General features: G+C 46.2%; 19 protein-coding genes. 4 read left to right on the forward strand and 15 right to left on the reverse strand.

Annotation, left to right across the window (positions count from 1 at the left end):
- Window positions 1–228 precede the first annotated feature (228 nt).
- The 4 genes from cysK to crr all read left to right on the forward strand — a co-directional run bounded on the left by cysK (window position 229) and on the right by crr (window position 4,186).
- On the forward strand, window positions 229–1,194 hold the full coding sequence (gene cysK, locus ACQZQY_RS20365) for a cysteine synthase A (protein ID WP_056774087.1): 966 nt from the start codon (window positions 229–231) through the stop codon (window positions 1,192–1,194).
- A 400-nt stretch (window positions 1,195–1,594) separates the two neighbouring features.
- A complete protein-coding gene (gene ptsH, locus ACQZQY_RS20370) occupies window positions 1,595–1,852 on the forward strand; it encodes a phosphocarrier protein Hpr (RefSeq protein WP_003038086.1) in 258 nt (85 codons plus the stop codon).
- 49 nt (window positions 1,853–1,901) lie between these two features.
- Window positions 1,902–3,629, forward strand: coding sequence for a phosphoenolpyruvate-protein phosphotransferase PtsI (gene ptsI / locus ACQZQY_RS20375; RefSeq protein WP_056774083.1), 1,728 nt, complete (start codon window positions 1,902–1,904; stop codon window positions 3,627–3,629).
- Between the two features lie 47 nt (window positions 3,630–3,676).
- Window positions 3,677–4,186: a PTS glucose transporter subunit IIA gene (gene crr / locus ACQZQY_RS20380; protein ID WP_056774079.1), complete on the forward strand. Its 510-nt coding sequence runs from the start codon at window positions 3,677–3,679 to the stop codon at window positions 4,184–4,186.
- Window positions 4,187–4,286: 100 nt separating this feature from the next.
- Here the strand turns inward: crr and ACQZQY_RS20385 are convergent, their stop codons facing one another.
- The 15 genes from ACQZQY_RS20385 to ACQZQY_RS20455 all read right to left on the reverse strand — a co-directional run bounded on the left by ACQZQY_RS20385 (window position 4,287) and on the right by ACQZQY_RS20455 (window position 19,316).
- A complete protein-coding gene (locus ACQZQY_RS20385) occupies window positions 4,287–5,612 on the reverse strand; it encodes a HAMP domain-containing sensor histidine kinase (RefSeq protein ID WP_431297222.1) in 1,326 nt (441 codons plus the stop codon).
- A 4-nt stretch (window positions 5,613–5,616) separates the two neighbouring features.
- Window positions 5,617–6,300, reverse strand: coding sequence for a response regulator transcription factor (locus ACQZQY_RS20390; RefSeq protein WP_056774073.1), 684 nt, complete (start codon window positions 6,298–6,300; stop codon window positions 5,617–5,619).
- A 100-nt stretch (window positions 6,301–6,400) separates the two neighbouring features.
- Complete coding sequence (gene cysM, locus ACQZQY_RS20395; RefSeq protein WP_431296298.1) at window positions 6,401–7,285, reverse strand: cysteine synthase CysM; 885 nt, start codon at window positions 7,283–7,285, stop codon at window positions 6,401–6,403.
- Window positions 7,286–7,425: 140 nt separating this feature from the next.
- Window positions 7,426–8,181, reverse strand: coding sequence for a M23 family metallopeptidase (locus tag ACQZQY_RS20400; protein ID WP_414070638.1), 756 nt, complete (start codon window positions 8,179–8,181; stop codon window positions 7,426–7,428).
- Entirely contained in the window at window positions 8,181–9,020 is an 840-nt protein-coding gene (locus tag ACQZQY_RS20405; RefSeq protein ID WP_056774060.1) for a prepilin peptidase, read from the reverse strand. Before ACQZQY_RS20405 ends, ACQZQY_RS20400 begins: the two co-directional genes overlap by 1 nt.
- A gap of 22 nt (window positions 9,021–9,042) precedes the next feature.
- Complete coding sequence (locus ACQZQY_RS20410) at window positions 9,043–10,296, reverse strand: hypothetical protein (protein ID WP_431296299.1); 1,254 nt, start codon at window positions 10,294–10,296, stop codon at window positions 9,043–9,045.
- Between the two features lie 22 nt (window positions 10,297–10,318).
- Complete coding sequence (locus tag ACQZQY_RS20415) at window positions 10,319–11,347, reverse strand: type II secretion system F family protein (RefSeq protein WP_183847896.1); 1,029 nt, start codon at window positions 11,345–11,347, stop codon at window positions 10,319–10,321.
- Complete coding sequence (locus tag ACQZQY_RS20420; protein ID WP_431296300.1) at window positions 11,334–12,860, reverse strand: ATPase, T2SS/T4P/T4SS family; 1,527 nt, start codon at window positions 12,858–12,860, stop codon at window positions 11,334–11,336. The genes ACQZQY_RS20415 and ACQZQY_RS20420 overlap by 14 nt, the downstream gene beginning before the upstream one ends.
- Window positions 12,857–13,378, reverse strand: coding sequence for a hypothetical protein (locus tag ACQZQY_RS20425; protein WP_431296301.1), 522 nt, complete (start codon window positions 13,376–13,378; stop codon window positions 12,857–12,859). Before ACQZQY_RS20425 ends, ACQZQY_RS20420 begins: the two co-directional genes overlap by 4 nt.
- Complete coding sequence (locus ACQZQY_RS20430; protein ID WP_431296302.1) at window positions 13,360–14,184, reverse strand: hypothetical protein; 825 nt, start codon at window positions 14,182–14,184, stop codon at window positions 13,360–13,362. The genes ACQZQY_RS20425 and ACQZQY_RS20430 overlap by 19 nt, the downstream gene beginning before the upstream one ends.
- A 6-nt stretch (window positions 14,185–14,190) precedes the next feature.
- Window positions 14,191–14,745: a hypothetical protein gene (locus ACQZQY_RS20435; RefSeq protein WP_431296303.1), complete on the reverse strand. Its 555-nt coding sequence runs from the start codon at window positions 14,743–14,745 to the stop codon at window positions 14,191–14,193.
- 3 nt (window positions 14,746–14,748) lie between these two features.
- Entirely contained in the window at window positions 14,749–16,242 is a 1,494-nt protein-coding gene (locus ACQZQY_RS20440; protein ID WP_183847904.1) for a type II and III secretion system protein, read from the reverse strand.
- Window position 16,243: 1 nt separating this feature from the next.
- Window positions 16,244–16,774 (reverse strand): toxin co-regulated pilus biosynthesis Q family protein, encoded by a 531-nt coding sequence (locus tag ACQZQY_RS20445; RefSeq protein WP_260307295.1) that lies wholly within the window; start codon window positions 16,772–16,774, stop codon window positions 16,244–16,246.
- A 63-nt stretch (window positions 16,775–16,837) separates the two neighbouring features.
- Window positions 16,838–18,460, reverse strand: coding sequence for a type II secretion system protein (locus ACQZQY_RS20450; protein WP_431296304.1), 1,623 nt, complete (start codon window positions 18,458–18,460; stop codon window positions 16,838–16,840).
- A 58-nt stretch (window positions 18,461–18,518) separates the two neighbouring features.
- Window positions 18,519–19,316: a type IV pilus major pilin gene (locus ACQZQY_RS20455; RefSeq protein ID WP_431296305.1), complete on the reverse strand. Its 798-nt coding sequence runs from the start codon at window positions 19,314–19,316 to the stop codon at window positions 18,519–18,521.
- Between the last annotated feature and the right edge of the window lie 135 nt (window positions 19,317–19,451).

Raw genomic sequence — 19,451 nt, forward strand, 5'->3', positions numbered from 1 at the left:
TCAGCACTTGTTTTAACAGCCTTTTATTTCAACAGCCGCCCTGCGCGGCTGTTCGCTTCACTTGACTTTTGCGCGTCAAACTTATTTCTTAATAACCTATCGATATACCAAATACCAAAAGCTTACTTCACTCGAAAAGCCGTTCGCGTATGCTTTTCTGATTCCCACTAATTTCAGAGTGTTGAAAGCTTCACACCGTGGATATTTCATACAGTTAAAGGACGGGTTATGAGCAAGATCTATGAAGACAATTCATTAACAATCGGCCATACGCCACTGGTTCGCCTGAACCGTATCGGTAATGGACGTATCCTGGCTAAGGTCGAGTCGCGTAACCCGAGCTTCAGTGTGAAGTGCCGTATCGGTGCCAACATGATTTGGGACGCCGAAAAACGCGGGATTTTGACCAAAGATATCGAACTGGTTGAACCTACCAGCGGTAACACGGGTATCGCTCTCGCGTACGTCGCCGCCGCGCGCGGCTACAAACTGACGCTGACCATGCCTGAAACCATGAGCGTGGAACGCCGCAAGTTGCTCAAAGCTCTCGGTGCCAATCTGGTGCTGACCGAAGGCGCAAAAGGCATGAAAGGGGCGATCGCCAAAGCGGAAGAAATTCAGGCCAGCGATCCGCAACGTTATCTGATCCTTCAGCAGTTCAGCAACCCGGCGAACCCGGCCATTCACGAACAAACCACCGGCCCTGAAATCTGGGAAGATACCGATGGCGACGTGGATGTACTGATTGCTGGCGTCGGCACCGGCGGTACCATCACCGGAACGGGCCGTTATCTGAAAAGCAAAAAAAGCAGCGTGACGCTGGTGGCCGTGGAGCCAACCGATTCCCCTGTTATCACCCAGACGCTTAACGGCGAAGAAGTGAAACCAGGCCCGCACAAAATCCAGGGCATTGGTGCCGGTTTTATTCCGGGAAATCTGGATTTAGAACTGCTGGACCGTGTGACGCTGATCACAAATGATGAATCCATTCAGATGGCACGCCGCCTGATGGAAGAAGAAGGGATTCTGGCCGGGATTTCTTCCGGTGCAGCCGTCGCCGCCGCAGTGAAATTATCTGAAGAAGCCGACTTTGCCGATAAAACCATCGTGGTGATTTTACCGTCTTCCGGTGAGCGCTATCTGAGTACCGCATTATTTGCAGATTTGTTCACTGAAAAAGAATTGCAACAATAATGCCACATCCTTGAAATCGATTAAAAAAGCACCTTAACGGGTGCTTTTTTGTGGGCTACGTCAAACTTTACACCACTCTGCCATTGATTTTACCCGCCAGGTTTAGTATTTAACCGGACAATTATTTCGGTGCGCGAAATTAATCGCTTCCACCCCGCCTCCCGCTGAATCGATTTACCGATTTGTTACAAGGGGGAAAAAGACGGCATAATGGGGTGATAACAGGAAAGCCTAGATCTAGGGCAAAGAGTTTTATCGCAGAGTGCGCTATTTTCTCTTTTCTGTTGCATCAGAACCTGCCCCTGAACCATAGTCAGGCGCGAATCTCTCAGGCCAAAGTGAAGCCAGTACGCTAAACTTTAGCTCCACAACATTACTTTAATAAGTTGGGGAAACAACAATGTTCCAGCAAGAAGTTACTATCACTGCACCTAATGGTCTGCACACTCGCCCGGCGGCACAATTCGTGAAAGAAGCGAAAGGTTTCACTTCTGACATCACCGTGACTTCAAACGGTAAAAGCGCCAGCGCTAAAAGTCTGTTCAAACTGCAAACTTTGGGCCTGACCCAAGGTACCGTTGTGACCCTCTCAGCTGAAGGTGAAGACGAGCAGAAAGCCGTTGAACACTTGGTAAAACTGATGGCAGAGCTCGAGTAACAACAGCCGCTCTTATATAGTTTAAACCAGTCAAGAGAAAGGTAGGGTTATGATTTCAGGCATTTTAGTATCTCCCGGTATCGCTTTCGGCAAAGCACTTCTGTTGAAAGAAGATGAAATTGTCATCAACCGGAAAAAAATCTCTCCCGATCACGTTGATCAGGAAGTTGAACGTTTCCTTACTGGCCGTGCGAAAGCATCTGCCCAGCTGGAAGTGATCAAGACCAAAGCCGGTGAGACCTTCGGTGAAGAGAAAGAAGCCATCTTCGAAGGCCACATCATGTTGTTGGAAGACGAAGAGCTTGAGCAGGAAATCATAGCCCTCATCAAAGACGAGCACGCTTCTGCTGACGCAGCGGCTTACTCGGTGATTGAAGGCCAGGCGAAAGCCCTGGAAGAGCTTGATGATGAATACCTGAAAGAACGTGCGGCTGACGTGCGTGACATCGGTAAACGTCTTCTGCGCAACATTCTGGACATGGCGATTGTCGATCTGAGCTCCATCCAGGACGAAGTGATTCTGGTTGCGACCGATCTGACGCCGTCAGAAACAGCACAGCTGAACCTGAACAAGGTGCTCGGCTTTATTACTGATTTAGGTGGCCGTACTTCTCACACCTCTATCATGGCCCGCTCACTGGAACTGCCTGCTATCGTAGGTACCAGCGACGTGACCAAACAAGTCAAAAACGATGACTATCTGATCCTTGATGCCGTGAACAATAAAATCTACGTCAACCCGACGGCGGATATTATTGACCAGCTGAAAGCGGTTCAGAACCAGTACATCTCTGAAAAAGACGAACTGACCAAGCTGAAAGATCTGCCTGCGATTACGCTGGACGGTCATCAGGTTGAAGTCTGTGCCAACATCGGTACCGTGCGCGACGTCGCCGGTGCAGAGCGCAATGGCGCTGAAGGTGTCGGCCTGTATCGTACCGAATTCCTGTTCATGGACCGTGACAGCCTGCCTACCGAAGAAGAGCAATTCCAGGCCTATAAAGCCGTTGCTGAAGCGATGGGTTCACAAGCTGTTATCGTACGTACCATGGACATCGGCGGTGATAAAGACCTGCCGTACATGAACCTGCCAAAAGAAGAAAACCCGTTCCTGGGCTGGCGTGCAATCCGTATCTGTCTGGACCGTAAAGAAATTCTTCACGACCAGCTGAAAGGTATTCTGCGTGCTTCTGCGTTCGGTAAACTGCGCATCATGTTCCCGATGATCATTTCTGTTGAAGAAGTGCGTGAACTGAAAGCAGAACTCGAAATGCTGAAAGTCCAGCTGCGCGAGAAAGGCCAGGCGTTCGATGAAACTATCGAAGTTGGCGTGATGGTAGAAACTCCGGCCGCGGCCGTGATTGCTCACCATCTGGCAAAAGAAGTCGATTTCTTCAGTATTGGTACAAACGACCTCACCCAGTATACTTTGGCTGTGGATCGCGGTAACGAGCTGATCTCTCATCTTTACAACCCAATGTCTCCGTCTGTACTTGGCTTAATCAAGCAAGTTATTGACGCATCTCATGCTGCTGGTAAATGGACAGGGATGTGCGGCGAGCTAGCCGGTGACGAACGTGCTACACTTCTTCTATTGGGCATGGGGTTAGATGAGTTCAGCATGAGTGCTATCTCTATCCCACGCATCAAGAAAATTATTCGCAATACAAACTTCGAAGATGTGAAAGCGCTGGCAGATGAGGCTCTGGCTCAACCTACGGCGCAAGAGTTGATGAACCTGGTCAACAAGTTCATTGAAGAAAAAACACTCTGCTAATTGCGCGATGCTGTAAAGCTGCCCAAATTAATGCTTAGGAGAAGATCATGGGTTTGTTCGATAAACTGAAATCATTGGTTTCTGATGATAAAAAAGACGTTGGCACTATTGAAATCGTAGCGCCAATTTCTGGTGAAATTGTCAACATTGAAGATGTGCCAGACGTTGTTTTCGCTGAGAAAATCGTCGGCGACGGTATTGCTATCAAACCAACTGGCAACAAAATGGTTGCTCCGGTTGACGGCACTATCGGTAAAATCTTTGAAACTAACCATGCTTTTTCAATCGAATCCGACAGTGGCATCGAACTGTTTGTTCACTTCGGTATCGATACGGTGGAACTGAAAGGCGAAGGCTTCAAACGCATCGCTGAAGAAGGCCAACGTGTGAAGAAAGGTGATTTGATTATCGAGTTTGATCTGGCTCTTCTGGAAGAGAAAGCGAAGTCTACCCTGACTCCGGTTGTTATCTCTAACATGGACGAGATCAAAGAGCTGATTAAACTGACTGGTAGCGTGACAGTGGGCGAAACCCCAATTATCCGCATCAAGAAGTAAGTCGCTTAGCGATAAGAAAGAAAAACGGCGCTCAGGCGCCGTTTTTTTATGTCTGCAATTCTGTAATCTGGCGGGACGTCTCCGCCCGCAAACTGCCCTTTCAGATCTTCCAGTGCGGCACCTGCAGGCTGATCACCAGCCCGTGAGGGTACGCATTACGCGCATCAACCTTCCCTTCGTGAGCAACCATCACCTTACGGGTGATTGCCAGCCCCAGCCCGTAGCCTTTACCTGAAAGCGGCGACTTCACGCGCACGAACGGGTCAAAAATACTCGACAGCTTATCTTCTTCCACGCCCGGCCCCTGATCGGCCACTTCAATCTGCAAATACTCTTCGAGATGCGCCAGAGAAACCGTGATGGTTTGCCCCCGTGCTGAAAAACGAAGCGCGTTACGCACCACATTATCGACCGCGCGACGCATCAGCTCCGCATTTCCTTTGACCGTGTAATCCGCGCTGTCCGGCGCCTCAGGCAACATGACGATCTCCACGCCCGGCAGCTGCGCTTCATAACGTGCATCATTGACCACGGCCTCTACCAGCCCGTACAGGTCGAAATACTCTTCATCAGGGATTTCACTGCTTTCTGTGCGCGATAACGCCAGCAGTTCGCCGATCATCTTATCCAGGCGCCCTGCTTCGTGTTCGATACGGCTCAGCGATGTTTCTACGTTGGAAGGATTTTGCCGCGCCAGCCCGATCGCCAGTTGCAAACGCGCCAGCGGAGAACGCAGCTCGTGCGACACATCATGCAGCAGTTCTTCACGCGCTTTGACCAGCACCTGCAAACGTTCAGCCATGGCGTCGAAATCACGCGCCACTTCGGAAAGCTCATCGTGGCGTTTTCCCATACTGGAGAACAGACGCACCGAGAGATCGCCCTGCGCTACCCGACCAAAAGCTTTACGCATTTGCAGCATCGGCCGCGTCAGGTTCCAGGCCAGCACGGCACTGAACAGCAACCCGCCCAGACCGCCGAGCCACAACAGCGGCGGGGGCATATTCAGTAAATCCCGGTGGCGCTGCGGCCGGTATTCGTGCATCAACCCCTGCACATCATAACGCAGGCGATAGCCCTGCCCGTTCGGCCCCTGAACGAATTCCACCACTTCGTGAGGGATTTTCCCCGGCTCTAAATCCTCCACGGTGTCGCCCTGTGCAGGCAGCAGCGAAGGTGTCACCGAAAACAACTGGCGATCACTCTCCGGCCAGTTCGCCATCATATTATTCAGTGCAGGCATTCCGCCGGTGTGCAGCGTGGAGACAGCCGAATTGATTTGCAGTTTGACAAAGCGCCGGGCGATACCACTTTCCGGCGGCTCATGCGGGTTATAAAAGGCGAAAACCACCCAAAGGCCCTGGGTGATGGCAACGAAGGTAAACCAAAATCCTAAAAGGATTTTCCAGAACAGCCTTCCGCGCATACGTTTATCGGATCCGGTAACCAATGCTGCGCACCGTCTCAATAGTCAAAATGTCGCCACCGTCCAGTGAACCGAGTTTCTGACGGATATTGCTGATGTGCACGTCAATGCTGCGATCATAAGCTTCACGCGGGCGCCCCAGACCTTTTTCCGACAATTCATCTTTTGACACCACACGTTCCGGGGAACGTAACAGCAGTTCGAGAAGATTGAACTCAGAGGCCGTCAGGTCGAAAGACACGCCGCGCCATTCACTGCTGCGGGTGGCAGGGTTGAGCGTCAGATCGCCGTAGTTGACCGAAGAGGAATCAGAGTGCGATTCCTGCTGTTCTTCCACACGACGCAACACCGCACGCAGACGGGCTACCAGTTCGCGCGGATAGCACGGTTTTGGCATGTAATCATCCGCGCCCATTTCCAGGCCGATCACACGATCAATGTTATCGCCCTTGGCGGTCAGCATGATGATCGGCAGACGGCTGTTCTTGCGCACCTGACGCAGCACATCGATACCGCTCATGTCCGGTAACATGATGTCGAGGATCATCGCGGTGTATTCGCCAGACATTGCGCCTTCCACACCCGCTTTACCGGTCAGAACCAGAGAGGCATCAAAGCCTTCGGCAATCAGGTATTCACTGAGCATGGTGCCCAGTTCAAGATCGTCATCGACTAACAAAATTTTCATTATTTTTCCGCCTGACTAAAATTTTGGTCATTTTTACCACTAAGCCTGCAATTCGCAGCCGCTTTTACTCTAATTTTACATTCATCAGCTGAATATAGAATCAGACATCAAAAACGCCAGTAGATAAATACCGGTCGCCACGATCGCAGATGATGGCAACGACTACGCTGCCCGGCTGGCTTTTTGCCACGCGCAACGCGCCTGCCACGGCACCGCCGGAGCTGACGCCGCAGAAAAGTCCTTCTTCACGCGCCAGAGCCCGCATAGTCTCTTCTGCCTCTGTCTGGCCCATATCCATCACGTCATCCACCAGATCAGGTTTGAAAATGCCCGGCATATATTTAGCGGGCCAGCGGCGGATACCTGGAATGCTGCTGCCCTCGGACGGTTGCAGCCCGACAATCGTGACGGCGGCACTCTGGCTGCGCAGATAGCGGCTGACGCCGGTGATGGTGCCGGTGGTGCCCATGCTGGAAACAAAATGCGTCACACGCCCGTGAGTCTGCTGCCAGATTTCAGGGCCGGTGGTGGTGAAGTGCGCGAGGGGATTGTCGGGATTATTGAACTGATCCAGCACTTTCCCCTGCCCCTGCTTCTCCATCTCCAGGGCGAGGTCCCGTGCGCCTTCCATGCCCTGCGCCCGGCTGACCAGCAGCAACTCAGCGCCGTAAGCGCGCATAGAGGCCTGACGTTCAAGACTCATGTTTTCCGGCATCAGCAATTTCAGTTTGTAGCCTTTGAGTGCGGAAATCATCGCCAGTGCAATACCGGTGTTGCCACTGGTGGCTTCAATGAGCGTATCGCCGGGGCGGATTTCGCCACGCTTTTCTGCCTGCTCAATCATAAACAGTGCCGCGCGGTCTTTGACTGAGCCGGCAGGATTATTGCCTTCCAGTTTGACCCAAATCTCGCTATCCAGCCCGGCAGTCAGCCGCTGTAATCTGACCAGAGGGGTATTACCGATATAGTGTTCGAGCGTGCTCACTGTGCTTGCCTTATCTTGCGGATATGAAAAAAGAGCGGTTATAAACCACTCTTTAAAATCTGTAATAGAAGGAAATTAACAGCAGGGAGAATGATTGGCAAACAGTTGTACGGCCAGATCAGCGATTTTGAAATGGCGTGTTAACTGGCGTTGAGAATTTTTTCCAGCGCATAACGCTTTCCGCGGCTGACTATTCTGAAGTTATTAAAAACTTTGTCACCGGGTTGAGCGAAGATCAGTTTATTGCCTTTCTTAACGCCAATTTTCATCCTGCCTGCTTTTCCTGAAACCAACACAATTCTCGGCAGCGGCGGAGGCTGTATTTTGGCGGGCGCGGCTGGCTGGGTTTTATTCGCCGGGGCGACTGTAAAGCCTGATGAACCCGATTTTCCTGAGAATAACAGCGTTGCCGGGTTGATAAGCTTTCCGTTATAGCTTAATTCGAAATGCAGATGCGGGCCGGTCGTCCGCCCCGACGCGCCGGAAAGCGCAATAATATCGCCCTTCGACACTTTTTGCCGGGCATGCACTTTAATGCTGCTCAGATGCAGATACTTACTGACCCAGCCGTTTTTATGGGTAATCACCAGATATCGCCCGGAAATCGGATCACCGGACACCTGTGTCACCGTGCCGTCCTGAACGGACGCCACTTTGCTGAACATCGGAGCCTGAAAATCCGTGCCGTGATGCTCAGCATAGCGCGCCGTGACCGGGTGGAAGCGCCGCCCGAACCCGGAAGTCACCTGCATAGGGATCAGTAAAGGAGGGGCGAGTGAAATTTGTCTGCTGACATGCGGGGCTGAAGCCGGTTTAAGCTTATGCCCCTTCGGGCCCGCCACCGCCCACTGCGAACAAATCAACACGCCCCACAGGCACCCTTTCCACAATGTCATCAGGGGACAATGCAGATATGGAAAAGAATCAACCCCGCCAGAGCAATCGCCGGGCCGAAGGGAATATACTTATTCTCCTGGGTAAACGGGCTGTCAGAAACATGCAGAATTTTCTCGTAATATCCCCATGCCGCCAGATAGAAAAATCCGCCAACGACAGAAGAAATTAAAATTAATTCCGGCAATAAATCTAATCCTAACCAGGCAGATACCGCCGCATAGAGTTTTACATCGCCGTTACCCAGCCCATCATGACCGCGGAATTTCTTATATAACGTCATCACACCGTACATCACCGCCCAGGCGGTAATAACGCCCAGCACAGACTGCTGCGGTTTCACCGGGATGATATCAAGCACGGAAGCCAACACTCCGCCCCATAACAACATAAAGACCAGTGAGTCGGGCAGAAGCATACTTTTGAGATCTATCATCGCCAGCGTATATAAAATACAAAAGAAGGCCATACAGAAGACGAACTCATTCACGCTGATACGCGGAACCAGGTGCAATGCCATTAATGTAAACCAGATACCCACAATCGCTTCTGATATCGGATACTGGACGGAAATACCGGTTCCGCAGAACCGGCATTTCCCTTTGAGCCACAACCAGCTGAATACAGGAATGTTATCGCGTTTCAATATTGGCTTATCACATTCCGGGCAATGTGAAGGAGGCCACCAGAGGTTAAATGCGCCGGTGGTGTTCTCTTCCTCATAGTGTGCAAGAACCATCAGCGGCAGCCGATAAATCACCACATTGAGGAAACTCCCAATCACTAACCCCACGATCAAGGCAAATATCGGGTAACTTGAAAACAAAATAAATTCAGCCATAAAAAACCTTACTTAATATATATCAATTACAAACTATTTCTGTACCCGACACAATATCTTGCATACTAATAGGTGCATCAGTATCAGTCGAGCCGTTGCCATATAAAGGCGATATCGTTAGCTTACTTCCTGTATAGTAGGCATGTTTTTCATTATCTCCGGCAGCAAGCTTACTTTGCCAGGTACCTTTCATCACAAGATTAATAGAATCGATAGTAATTAAATTAACCACCGCCCCTGCGCTTGCCTTATTACTCCACGATAGCTCCACAGGGTTACCAGTGCCAGTACCTTTTGTAATTGAACGGCGCTCAGTTTTTACAAAGGACTCGGTAACCCTCATCTTAGTGCCATCAGTTGGAGAAACGGACTCAGCTTCCCAGACTGCAATAACTTCCCCTGTTGCAAGTTTAGTACCATATTTAGCATTTTTTTCAGGTACTCCGGGATTTATTCCAGCCATGACTTCAATGCGAATATTTCGAAAACTTCGCATAGGTAAAGTAACAGTATCAAATGCTTTTTGAGTGAAATTTGCAGCGACTTTCTGATTATGAATATTAGAAATTGTCGCCACTCGTATAGTATCTTTTAAATAGTTATTATTATACCAGAAATCACCTAATGTAATATTATTCAGTGATGGATCTCTGTACAATGCAACTGCAGAATCGATGAAAGCAGTAGGATTTGAGGATTGAACATCCTCTATAGGGGTAACACCCGGCGCTAAAAAACCACCTGATAAAAGAGTCCAACTACGCAACGGTATAAATACACGGTCATAGTCTGTAGCGTGATATTTATCATATATAACCCCTGTAATAGGACCAGAAGTTTCAGTAGTCAAGGATTTGTCATTCCAGTACTCCTTAGCATCAAAAAAGCGTCCGGTCGGAGTGATTACCCCTTTGTCTTCACGAGAAAATGCTTTGTTATTGCGATGAGCTGCATAACCAGTAAAGTTCCCTCTGTATTTTCGCTTATCTATAGGTACGTAATAAATGTTAGCCCAAATAGACTCTGCTGCCGTAGCGTTGACTAATGCTGAATCAGTATTATTTGTTAAAGTTATCGTCAGAGGTTCGTAAGGACCTGGACATGTCTCGGCATATTCGCCACTAGCCGGTTCAATATATGTAAAACTCCCGCCCTTATTGTCAACTGCTGGAGTATTTCTTACCGCATGGGCTATACCTGAAGCCCCCATACTTATCAGCGCAGAGATAAAGACTGCCATCGTTTTTTTCTTACTAAGACGTCTGTTGATTTTCATAATAAATATCCTTATAAAATTATTAATATTGCGACATTTTAGAAATTGCGTCTGTCAGCGCATACAACGACAGAAACACCCAAATAACACAACCACCCAGAATCAATGTTGAAAGCGCTTTTAACAGCCCGGAAACCTTAACAATATACTCCTGAATTTTTACCCTTGACTTGTCAGACACCGCAGTCAATACATCATTAAAAGAGGGTAAACTCGAATACAGTGTAATGTTGAGTAGTTCTTCTGCACCGAACAGGCCAGTATTTAATGAGTCACCGTAATTTTCCCCCGAGGTCATTTTCAACAGCATGGCATCCACATGGGACTTTAACCAGCGGTTAGCATTAAGTGCCAGTATGTTCAGGCTGTCATTAATCGGAATGTTATTTTTCAACATTCGGGCAAGGTTATTCAAAAAAACAGATGCCGATATTTGCTTAAATGTTGAAAAGGGCATGATTTTATCGAGGTATCTGTTTCTCAAGTCACCGGTAAAATTCGCCATCATGAAACGCATCAAAAAAAACGCACCAACAAAACCCAAAATAATAAAAATCCATAACCCGTGAAATAACGCCGTGCCAAAATTAAATAATCGCTGTGTTATCACCGGCCAGTGATCAATGGGCACGACCTCGGCAAAAGCAGGAAACACCTTGAGCGCATAACCGGTAATAACACCCAGCGCCAATACCATCATAATGATGGGAAAGGTCACGGCTGATATCAGTTTTTTCATTAACAAATCATTATACTCAATAATATTCACCAACGTCATAAATCCGTCAGCTAACCCGCCACTGCGCTCGGAGGCATGAATAATACTCAGTTCATCGCGCGGTACAAGATCCTGAAACACCGAAGCAATCGAAATACCGCCCTTCATTTTCGAAATTAAAAACTGGAGTTTGATACCAAATGATTTCCCGAGTAATACTTGGCTTTCCACCTGAAGTTTTAACAGTGACTCATAAAGGGGCAAGTCCGCGTTAATCATATCAGAGCAGAACTGGTATAAATAAAGACGATGCTTTTTACTAAATTTTCTCAAGGATCACCTCCAGGCTTTCACTCTCAAGCTCACCGAACTCCATTTCAAACCAGGAAGCGCAGACTTTACCTGCAAGCACTTTCGCCATGACTTTTTCTTTGATTTCGAAACCCTCTGAAAGCGAAGCTTTTCTTTTACGCTTTTCACGCCAGATTGTATAAACTCTTAACCACTCCTGCTTCGCAATGGCTTCAAGTTCTTCATAGCCTGGGCGCATATATTCAAGAACCAGCTGACGCCCGGAAATACCGGTATGATTACATCGTACACATCCATCATTACTGCGCGAAAAAACATTAAAATGGCGATCAAGAAGAATTATCTCGCGGCTGACTTTACAGTGCTCACAGATTACCGGAACCAGTTTCTGACACTGCAAGCCTGCAACAAAACCTGGCGTCGAGAGCTTATCGCTGGTAATCCCTAACGCGGATAAACGTTGCAATAAGGAAACAATATTCCCTGCATGTACGGTGGTAAAACAGTAGTGTCCGCTTTCTACTGCACCGGCAAGTGCGTTAGCGGAAATGGTGTCGCGTATTTCCCCGACCATCAATACATCCGGGTCGCGACGCAATGCGGATTTTATCGCCAGATGAAAACCGCCGCCTTCAGCATTCAGCACTGAGCTTTGCTTGGCGCCATAAATCTGATACTCAACCGGATCCTCGACGGTAAGAAAACAACCACGGTCGTCATACCGGTTAATTTGCAGCCACTCCATTAAATTCTTCAACGTGGTTGACTTACCTGAACCGGTCGTCCCTGCGATAATATAAGCACCGTAAGGATTGCTCAGAATTTTTTTGAGGTCAGTCAACTCCTCGTTATTAACACCTAATTTATCTAAGCTGGCGATGGCGCCCTTTTGTATACCCGAAGGGATAATACGTAATACCGCATGGTAACAACCCGCCGTTTCACCGAAAATGGGGAAATGAGCATAGCGGAAACGGTAGTTTTTATTCGCCAGTGTATACAGAATGTTTGCGCTTTGCGGTATAGCCCGGTTCCAGGTGGTATCTTTGGTACTGGCCTCCACATTATATAAAACGAAGACCAGCTCATCGCACCTGTCAGATTTCATCTGGGTGAAGACGCTCAGTACACCATTTATTCTGAACTCTACCTGAGCAATATTATCGTTACGGGTAATATGGAGGTCGCTTGCGCCTAAATTAACAGCGTTCAGTAACAACTTCTCCAGTGAGTTTTGAATATCACTGTTATCAATAAGTGTCAGCTTTCTACGGTTAACCGACGTTTGCTCAAGGACAATAAAATAATCGTCCTCACTGATGATAGCGACACCGCACACATCACATTCATAGAACGTTTTAAGCTGATAAAGATCACTATCAAGTGTGGCGAGTTTTTCAAGTAAAGTTGAACGCGTGAGTAAATATTCCCCACCCTGACTCTCAGCAGTAATGAGATCTTCTGCATACTCAGTAAAACGCCATTCACCATTGAGAATAGCGTCATTATCCAAATAAATAACACCTAAACTCACTTAGTGACTTCCCTCACAGTTGGCATCCCTCGTCCGGAATTGGAAACGATGAACTGATGCCCTTCCTGGGTAAATTTCTCGTTCAGCCTGACCATTTTAACGCCATCACCAGAGGACACAGCCACCCGTGACACGCCGGCAATTTCAGAAACCAGCACGACTTTTGGCAATGCCACAGCTTCTACAGTTTCAACAGGTTGAACATCGGGCTGAACGGGCTCAGCGACCTCCGGAGCACGCACAGGCTCAACGGATATAGGTTCATTATCCTCTTTCAACTTATTTATTTCGCTGCGTATTTTTTCGAGCTCAAGCTCATTCGATAATTCCCTCTTTTGTGCATCGAAGGTAATATCATTCTGCATCATCTGAATAATATGTTCCTGTACAGGCGTTGGGATACTTTCAGCCGTATTCGCAGGTTCTGCCGGATTCACCGAAGATTCAGCAGCAAAAATTTGAAATGAAACTGGGTTTAACACCAGCAGTAAAGAAAAAGTTAACTTCCAGTTTTGCATACGAAACCTCCTGAGATGCTGACAACGCCTGATTTAATGTCGATACTTTTGATGATAAAATCATCACGAAAAGCCAGACCTTCAAAGATGCTAATTAAATGAGGAATACTATTTTCTTTCGTTTCCATCTTCCATGAACCAAAAAGTAAACCGTAATATTTCCCCCTGACACCAAGTTCTTTTTCAATTTCAATGACGCTTGATGCTGGCGGAGTTGTAACCTCAAACATTCCCAATATCATTCCAGAAGAATTCAAAGAGTAAATATAATTAAGCATTCTCCCACATTCTGTTACATTGACATCTTCATTAGCTTTATATTTTTTAAGCAAAACATTACTATCTAACTTAGATGGTATGTCTGAAAAACTGACTTCTTTTTCTGAAAAGCTTCCTGAGAAAACGCTTCCCCAGATTTCTTTATTTTGCAGACTAAAAACATGGCCCTTCTGAATGTCATAGTTGAATGTACAGCCAGACGTAGTACAGGTTGCTGATTTTTCATCATATCCAGACAGGCTTAATTTCAACCTGCTTTTATACATTTCAGACAGCAATAAAGCCAGGCGTTCAATACTTCCGCCACCGAGGTTCGTATCATAAAAACTTGAAACTTGTGATATCTTAGCCTGAATAGCCTGTTCTTTTCTTTTGAGTTCTTCCTCATGCTGTTTATGAGGCGTATAAATCAGGTAATACCAACCGGCAGCGCCCCCTGCTAAAACAAGAACGATGAGCGCGATGACAATCCCCATGGTTTTGCTGGGTTTTCTGCTGTTCTTCCAAAAATACAGTCCGCTTTTCATAAAACCTTATTCCAGCAACATGTTAAGTATAAATATAACTGTAATGAGCAATAATGAACCCGCAAGACCGACACCGAGAGCGAAGAGTCGTTTTTTCTTTTGCGTATTAATTTTTTTCTGACGACATCTTTCCGCAACAACGTCAATCCACTGCTGACTCAGTTCGTTCACTTTCAGATGTGAATATTCACTTTCTTTCATCTGTTGAATAAGGGTGTCGAAGAAGCCCGTTTTTACCACCCGGTCACTGCCACTCAGGATCCGGTCATCGGTTATAATAAGAAAGTAGATTTCATCATCCGCCAGTGGCCCGCGGATATAATAAACCCCATCACCGAATTCATTCTTTACATAAATAGCAAAAGGTTCAAGATCTGAGAACTTCTTATCTGAATAACCTTTAAGAAGACCGCCATTATTCGTGGTATAAACTAACTGACTCTGCGTTTTGCGAAGTTTACTCAACCACTGTTGATAACTTTTACTGTTTTTAACAGTGTCAACCGGTTCCCAGATGAGACCGGTTAAAAGATTATTATCATGCAGATGCTTTATCATCATAACTCACTTAGCCGACGTCGGAGCCCGGTAGTAATCAATGCCGACGACCGTCACCACGGTGACCGAGTTTTCAGAATTAGTGGCATCCGCTCCCAACATCACGTAGCTATGGCCATCATTCGATTCCTGGGCCTCGTATTTCCCGACCATCAGCATCGTGCCTGCAGAAACCATCGTGGTGTTGAACATTTCTGTTGTTGTCGTATTAGGCAGCTGAACTAAATCAAACGTATCGATGCCATTTAAATAGCGTTTGGTAAAACCACTGGTGACTTCGATGCGGCCATCATTTTGAACACGTGGCGTAATAATGAAACTCGTCCCGGTAATGATCTCTGAGGTCTCAATGGAGGTATCTTCAGTCGAGGTAAGATCATTAGTGGTCAGCGTTCTGCCGGAGACATAATGCTGAGTTTGGGTCATATTCAACGGAATCGGAATACCATTGCGCGTGACAAATGACCCGCTCTGAATAACTTTATTACCGGTAATTTCATAGAGCGCATTCATCTGTGCGCTGACATTCAGGGTATGATCAGAGCCAGCATAGAAGTTACGGCCAAACGACATGCCGCCATCCATATTCGTCAGGATCTTATTGCTGTCAATATTGAATGTCGTCCCGCCCTCTTTATACTGCATGGTGGCGCCGGCACTCAACTGCTTCATTTTTGTTTTGTCTAAGGTATAAATCTTATACGTCACAACAAATTGTTTATTGTTATCTACCTGATATTTTTTCAACACCTCGTTAAGCGTGTTATATTCAGAAGGCCGCCCGGAAAACGTTAATATTGAAGCGTCTTTAAAAATCGTATAAACACCGCTGGAGACGTATTTATCAGCCATGTCTTCAATATCATCCCAATACGATGACTCAAATTTCGTCTCCGATTTACCTTTTAATCCGCCACCTGAAGTCGATGAATTACCTGCAATATCCAGACTGGATTCAGTTTTGGTATCTTCACCATAGAAATCCATCTTAATAATATAGGAACCATACAAATCCAATTTAAGAACGTTATTATCATCAAGAACAGTATTTACGTCGTAAAGGGCTGAGATATAACGCATGAACTCTTCAAAGTTGCCGGAAAAATTGACGCTACGGCTATCTTTTTTTGGATCATTTGTCTCATCCGTTTTGGCTGTACCTGTGCCAGGCACTGAATAATTCAGACGAAAACTGATCCCTGTTTGCTCTGCGACCGCATTCATCAGAGTATCCAGATCCATCTGTTCATAGGACTGGATACTTACGTGTTTAGCCAGTAACTCTTGAGTTTTAGGGTTGTAATTAACTTCTTTTCCCAAGAAAGCTGTATCAAACTTTTGATAAGGACGGGTCTTCACATCATCCGTAGTAGTGATTTTGTCGTCTTTATTCTCTGTTAATTTTGCAACATCATATTTATCATCAATATTTGTACAGCCCTGAATTGAAAGCAGCAAGGTTAAAAAGATGAATTTATTCTTCACAAGATTATTTTGCATATTATTGCTCATCAACCAGGAGTACATTATTTTTTTGATAAAATTTGATTACCAAACCATAATTTTCGGAAGCGAAAAGCTTACCTAATTCACCCAGCACTTCATCCTGAGTTTTACCGGTAAACGAAATCGTACTGTAGATAATATAATCTTTGGCACTGTTCCAGAGCATTTTATAGCCTGAATCCTTTGCCCATTCATTCAGCCCCTGACTAAGAAGCATATTTTCATGAAGCACCAATACCCGTGCAGAAGCGGCTGCTGGTGTGCCCGAATTTAACGGCCCTGATGCCATAGGCTGTACGGGAGTCACCAGTGTTTTGGGAGCCTGCTGTGGCGTTTTATTATCAAATTCAGATGACGTTAAAATAGATCCATAAACCCCGTTGTCACCATTACCTCCGGATCCACTAAAGGGATTATGTTTTTGTGCATCAGAACTTCCTTCTGCCAATACACCGCCAGAGACAAACAGCAGCATCAGAAAACAACAGAAATTCCGTTGTTTCTTTTTCAAGTTCCCTTTGTTCATAATTCCCTCTGAATATCTTATTTCTGATATTAATGGACATGGCTAAGTACCATTTTTCATTTTCTATTGCGGTATGGTGCTGCACCATGAAGTCAGCACGACCGAAACCGAGGTCGAGTTAATCAGGTTAACTCCCAATCCGGTCGCGTTATCGTAAACAGCTGACGTTGAACTTACCGTCCAGTCAGTATCTTTACTGTTTAAATTCACCTGAAGAGCTACCCCGGCTAAACGGCCAACCGCACCAAGATGTGTTCGGTTTTGCGCAACATTCGCAAAATCACTCTCTAGACTCTGATTATTGACGTCGACCCCAACATCCGCAGCCACAGAGGAAATAGCAGCCACCAGACGCGGATACATCTCTCTGCCTCCGGGAGCAACAGGGCATTTCTGAACATTGACCTTCATCGTGCCGGATTCTGTGCTCACATTGCCGATGTAAGTGTTATCTTTTTTGCCATCATTAAAATCGTTACCAAATGCCCGGTATTCAACGACAGGAATAGTCAGTAATTCAGGTTGGCCTTTGGCATCCAGGTTGCTGGTATTCTCGACGATAATATTGGCCATGAGTGTACCGGTAACCGTTTGATTATTTTTTTCCGTGGTTAAACGCATCACCTGATCATCCTTATTGACCCCTTGCCCTTCAGCCACAGACAAGCAAGGTAAACTTTTACTGCTTTTAGAATCCCAGCACAGCCCTGGTGTATGCGACGTACTGCCAGTACCGCTGTAAATAGAGAGTTTGTCAGCGTCTTCTGCCGCAATACAGGGGCCGGTCATCTGTGAATTAATATTCCAGCACTGTTTATTTACGCCCACTGAACCGTCAGATTTAGTATTTTTGCCGATGCCCATTTCAAAGCTAAATCTGATCGCATATTCTTCATTTTTTGAATTTGTCAGATCTGCTGTATGGCTGGCAACCGAGCCAAATTCAATCACACTGGTGGTATTATTTTGTTTAAGCAAAATCACCTGCCATGATTTGTTTGAACTGCCTGTTGAGCGCCGTAATAACGCGGCTTGCTTATAGTTAATTTTATAGTGTGAAAGCGCCTGATCAAATGCAGGTTTTAATTTTTCGAAATGAAGCTCTTCACCTTTTGCGTCAGGAAGATATCTGACAACAAAATCCACACGGTTAATGGCCAGGGGTTCTGTTGTGCTCCCAACAAGGTCAATCCTGTCGAATTGCATTTTCCCTTTCAAGGCTATATCAGGTAATTTGCAGAGAATATAATCATCATCAAAATTTCTTTTTACCTGACCATTTGTGGGATCATTACCACTCCCATCACATTTTTTATTTGTAAAATATTGTCGCTTTGAATCTTTACCACTCCAGGAAAGATAATCATCCGTCTGCATCTGGTCTAATAAATCGCTGTTTTTTACACGCTTATCAAAAACATCTGCATAGGCAGCTATCGCACCTTGCCCTTTAATATATAAAGGGTTGATTTCTGGTGTCGTGGTATTATCTAACGCCACCTCGTCTTCATTGGCAAATTTCAGGAGCCCATACATTTCTTGTACAATAGCATTTGCATTGACTTCATTTCTGAGTTCCTCGGCCTGTTTTTTCTTATAACTGGCTAGCATCACTAACATCATTCCGATTAGTGCTAAAACAATGATAACTTCCAAAAGTGAAAAGCCTGAATTTCTCTTTTGCACGTGATTGCAGCCTTTTATTAAAAACGCCCTCTCTTGAACAGAGAGGGCGAGAGCTAAATTACTTACTGCCTAAAAGTACGGCGTTAGTGTTTGTACTGCTACAAGCGTATGATGCTGCATCCGCAGTGATCTGAACCTGACCACCGGTGGCAAAGCTTTTCAATATCCCCTGTGCCGTACCTGTAGCTGAAGTTATAGTAACTGCACCATCTAATACAGTAGGCATAGTGGCGTCAGCGCCTGCTGCGGCTGTTGCCACCTCGACGTAATCCCAGGAATTACCGAGTTGCATAATCAAACTACGACATTGGCCCTGATCGAGACCGTTAATGGACAGCACGAATCCTTTGGCGGTACTACCTGCTGCAGTTGTTAATTTTGCACCTTGCATGAAGAAATAGTCGCCTGAAATACCATTTTTAACTTCAGGTTCAGATGCCTGACCAAGGTTAACAATTGTTGACGCAATTGGTGCAGCAGCACCTTGTTTACTCGCTAAACCAGCTGCACCTACAAGGCCGACTGGTGAAGCGGCAGTTGTTGGATATACGCCTGCATCTTTGTAGGTATTATTTACTGCAACACGCACCGTGTTCGTATTATCCACCAAATCGGTAATGTCCTGGCTATCGAATGCACGCTGCGCAAGAATAACGACTGCAGCTGCCATTGTACCAATGATGCCCAGTACGATAATGACTTCCAGTAAGCTCATACCGCGTTGCTTTTTAAGCTCAGCGTAACGGTTAGCCTTTGTCTTTAATTTATTAACAAAATTATTCATCATATTTTCCATAATATAAGAGATTATTTCTTTTCTCAGATTCGCTGAGTGAATTCTTTTGTGTAAATTCACAGAGAATACTGAGTTCTTGGGTTTACAACTTACTACACTACATAACACATATCAGCACTGATATTTTATGTTATTCAACAGGACGTAGACCTATCCAAATAGAGTTCCACTGCGACACTGCCTTTGAATTAAACA

This window comes from Rahnella sp. PAMC25559, from assembly GCF_050632365.1.
Lineage (GTDB): Bacteria > Pseudomonadota > Gammaproteobacteria > Enterobacterales > Enterobacteriaceae > Rahnella > Rahnella rivi.

Bases quoted from the DNA above. Each gene is read 5' to 3' on its own strand.
- cysK (WP_056774087.1), top strand. From the start codon at position 229: ATGAGCAAGATCTATGAAGACAATTCATTAACAATCGGCCATACGCCA.
- ptsH (WP_003038086.1), top strand. From the start codon at position 1,595: ATGTTCCAGCAAGAAGTTACTATCACTGCACCTAATGGTCTGCACACT.
- ptsI (WP_056774083.1), top strand. From the start codon at position 1,902: ATGATTTCAGGCATTTTAGTATCTCCCGGTATCGCTTTCGGCAAAGCA.
- crr (WP_056774079.1), top strand. From the start codon at position 3,677: ATGGGTTTGTTCGATAAACTGAAATCATTGGTTTCTGATGATAAAAAA.
- ACQZQY_RS20385 (WP_431297222.1), bottom strand. From the start codon at position 5,612: ATGCGCGGAAGGCTGTTCTGGAAAATCCTTTTAGGATTTTGGTTTACC.
- ACQZQY_RS20390 (WP_056774073.1), bottom strand. From the start codon at position 6,300: ATGAAAATTTTGTTAGTCGATGACGATCTTGAACTGGGCACCATGCTC.
- ACQZQY_RS20400 (WP_414070638.1), bottom strand. From the start codon at position 8,181: ATGACATTGTGGAAAGGGTGCCTGTGGGGCGTGTTGATTTGTTCGCAG.
- ACQZQY_RS20405 (WP_056774060.1), bottom strand. From the start codon at position 9,020: ATGGCTGAATTTATTTTGTTTTCAAGTTACCCGATATTTGCCTTGATC.
- ACQZQY_RS20410 (WP_431296299.1), bottom strand. From the start codon at position 10,296: ATGAAAATCAACAGACGTCTTAGTAAGAAAAAAACGATGGCAGTCTTT.
- ACQZQY_RS20425 (WP_431296301.1), bottom strand. From the start codon at position 13,378: ATGCAAAACTGGAAGTTAACTTTTTCTTTACTGCTGGTGTTAAACCCA.
- ACQZQY_RS20430 (WP_431296302.1), bottom strand. From the start codon at position 14,184: ATGAAAAGCGGACTGTATTTTTGGAAGAACAGCAGAAAACCCAGCAAA.
- ACQZQY_RS20435 (WP_431296303.1), bottom strand. From the start codon at position 14,745: ATGATGATAAAGCATCTGCATGATAATAATCTTTTAACCGGTCTCATC.
- ACQZQY_RS20440 (WP_183847904.1), bottom strand. From the start codon at position 16,242: ATGCAAAATAATCTTGTGAAGAATAAATTCATCTTTTTAACCTTGCTG.
- ACQZQY_RS20445 (WP_260307295.1), bottom strand. From the start codon at position 16,774: ATGAACAAAGGGAACTTGAAAAAGAAACAACGGAATTTCTGTTGTTTT.